The sequence below is a fragment of the Methylobacterium sp. WL103 genome (assembly GCF_008039885.1).
Taxonomy (GTDB): domain Bacteria; phylum Pseudomonadota; class Alphaproteobacteria; order Rhizobiales; family Beijerinckiaceae; genus Methylobacterium; species Methylobacterium cerastii.
The window spans coordinates 1-2,921 of the sequence record NZ_VRUX01000531.1; the positions used below are offsets into that span (position 1 = coordinate 1).

Consider the following 2,921-nt stretch of genomic DNA (forward strand, 5'->3'; position numbering starts at 1 on the left):
AGTCCGACCTCGGCCGCGCGCTCCGCCAGCCGCTCGGGCGCGACGAGGTCGGACTTGGTGAGCGCGACGACCCCGCGACGCACGCCGATCAACCGGGCGATCTCGAGGTGCTCGAGGGTCTGCGGCTTGATGCCCTCGTTGGCGTCGACCGCCAGCAGCACCGCGCCCATGCCGGTGGCGCCCGAGATCATCGCGCGGACGAAGCGCTCGTGGCCGGGCAGGTCGACGAGGTCGATCTCGCCGTCACGCCCCTCGGGCGCGAGGAGGGCGAAGCCCGGCACGATCGAGACGCCGCGGGCCTTCTCTTCCTTCAACCGGTCGGTCTCGATGCCGGTGAGCGCCCGGACCAGCGCGGTCTTGCCGTGATCGACATGTCCGATCACGCCGACGAGGAGTGTCTTCATCGCTTGCTCGTCACCGTCCCGACCGGGCGTACTTCCAAAATCGCTGCCGCCGCGCGGCGTTCGTCCGACGACATGGCCGCGCACGCACCGGACATGCAAGCCGTTCCCATGAACGGCCACGTCGCGCCACCTGATCCCGCGACGCGCCCGCCGGGCAGGACCCCACCGCAGTCGATTGCGCACGATAGGTTATCGCATCAGGCTTTTGCACGAAGCGCAGGCGCCACCAAGGGCGAACTTCGCGGATGCGGCGCGGGGTGCGGCGCGGGGTGCGGCACCCTGGCCCCGCGCGTGCTACAGGGCTGCGGACCGCGACGGATCGGAGGAGAGTCCGGTGCGTTCTCGCGGTGACGGGGCTACGGCCCGAAACCAACGGACGACACGCTACATGGACACGCCGCGCGAGATCGAGCTGAAGCTGGACTGCACGGGCCCCGACCTCGCCGCCCTCGGCGCACACCCGCTCCTGCAGGGGCACGGTGAAGGGCAAGCTGACGGGCACGGCGAAGCCGGAGCCTCCGAGCCGAAGCTTCTCGCGGCGACCTATTACGACACCGAGGACGGGGCGCTGCGCGCCGCCGACCTGACGCTTCGGGTGCGGCGGACGGGGGAGAGCTTCGTCCAGACGGTGAAGGCGGGCTCGGGCGCGGCCGGACTGTTCGACCGGGCGGAATGGGAGAGCCCGGTCGCCGGCGAGGCGCTCGATCCGTCGGCCTTCGCCGGCACGCCGGTGGCCGACCTCATCGCCGAGGCGAAGGCGCCGGCGCTGGTGGCGCAGTTCCGAACCGTGGTGATGCGCTCGGTGCGGCCGGTGACCTACGGCGCCTCGCGGATCGCGGCGACCCTCGACGAGGGCCGGGTCGAGACGGAAAAGGGCGACGCGCCCCTGTGCGAGCTCGAGCTGGAGCTCGAATCCGGAAACCCCGCCGACCTGTTCGCGCTGGCCCAGGTGCTCGCCGAGACGGTGCCGCTGCGCGTCGGCGTGCTGTCCAAGAGCGCCCGCGGCTTCGCCCTGCGCGACGGCAAGGCCGCACGGCCGAGCAAGTCCGACATGTCGCCGTTGCCGAAGGACGCGACCGGCGGCGAGGCCTTCCGCCACATCGCGCTCGGGTGCCTGCGGCACCTGCGCCTGAACGAGGACGTCTGGCGGCACGCCCGCGACCCGGAGGCGCTGCACCAGATGCGGGTGGCCCTGCGGCGGCTGCGCACCGCGCTCTGGCTGTTCCGGCCGATGCTGGCGGGCGACGCCCGCGCGACCGCGCTCGGCGACGAGATCAAGCGCGTCACCGAGCCGTTCGGCCGGGCGCGCAACCTCGACGTGTTCCTCGAGAGCACCCTGCCCGAGGAGATCGCCCGGCGGCCGGACGAGCCGGGGCTCGTCGCCCTGCGCGAGCGCCTGGAGACCGAGCGCGACCGGGCGCACGACGCCGTCGGCGCGATCCTGGCCTCGCCCGAATGGCGCGGCCTGCTCCTCGACCTGCTCGCATGGATCGAGGTCGGCCCGTGGCGGGAGGGCGCGGGCAAGCTCCGCGACGCGCCTGCCCGCGAGCTCGCCACGGAGGTGCTGGAGCGCCTGCGCCGGCGGATCGCCAAGCGCGGCCGTCACATCGAACGGCTCGACCCGGAGGCGCGCCATCGCGTGCGCATCGCCGGCAAGAAGCTGCGCTACGGTGCCGAGTTCTTCGCGGGCCTCTACGGCGGCCGGAAGGCGCGTCGGCGCCACAAGGCGTTCGCCGCCGCCCTGTCCGACCTTCAGGACCACCTCGGCGGCCTCAACGACCTCGCCACCGCGCACGCGGTGATGGCCGGCCTCGCCGACGAGTCCGGCCCCAAGCCGGACGCCCTCGACGGCCAGGCCCTGTTCGCCGCGGGCCTCGCCACCGCCGACGCCGAGGCGAAGGCGGACGACCTGCTCGCGGGCGCGGCCGAGGCCCACGGCGCTCTGACCGACCTCAAGCCGTTCTGGCGCTGAAGCGGCCGGCCCACGGCACCTCGACGAGGCCGGACCATGCGGGCCGGGCGCGCCCGTTGGGGGTAGGCGCGCCCGGCCCGACGGTCGGCCGGCATCCGGACCGGGAGGCCGGGCGACGGGGCATCATCGCGCCTGCGTTTTTCTCGATCATGTCCGTTCGACGCGGGCCGTCATCGGTGCAACACGGACCGCCCGGGTTCTGTTATCCCCCCGACGCATCGGCGACCCCAAAGACCCGGTTCCCATGAGCTTCCTGAAAGACATCTTCGGCCGCCTGACCCAGGCGGTGACGGCCTATGCCGGCGACAAGGCCTTGATGCTGGCGGCGGTCTCGGCCGCCGCCAACGTCATCGTCGCCGACGGCGAGGTGGCCGGCGCCGAGTTCGAGACGGCTTTGGCCGGCCTCAAGGCCAACCCGATCCTCGAGAAGGGCTACGACACCCTGATGCTCGAGGCCGAGCTCTACGACGGGATCGCCCGCGCCCGGACGCGGGCGGGCCGGGCGGAGAACCTGCGCCACGCGTCGGCGCTCGCCGACCGGGCGC

2 protein-coding genes and 1 pseudogene are annotated in these 2,921 nt (G+C 73.3%); 2 read left to right on the top strand and 1 reads right to left on the bottom strand.

Annotated features, from left to right (window positions below):
• Nucleotides 1-404: GTP-binding protein (locus FV222_RS21835; RefSeq protein WP_187277416.1), on the bottom strand; the 404-nt coding region annotated here is incomplete at its 3' end.
• A 388-nt stretch (nt 405-792) separates the two neighbouring features.
• On the opposite strand from FV222_RS21835, the gene FV222_RS21840 reads away from it, so the two are divergent.
• Both FV222_RS21840 and FV222_RS21845 read left to right on the top strand, forming a co-directional pair.
• Nucleotides 793-2,376, top strand: a complete 1,584-nt coding sequence (locus FV222_RS21840; RefSeq protein ID WP_147764376.1) for a CYTH and CHAD domain-containing protein — start codon at nt 793-795, stop codon at nt 2,374-2,376.
• Nucleotides 2,377-2,620: 244 nt separating this feature from the next.
• Nucleotides 2,621-2,921 (top strand): annotated as a pseudogene (locus FV222_RS21845) (Tellurite resistance protein TerB); the annotation flags it as partial.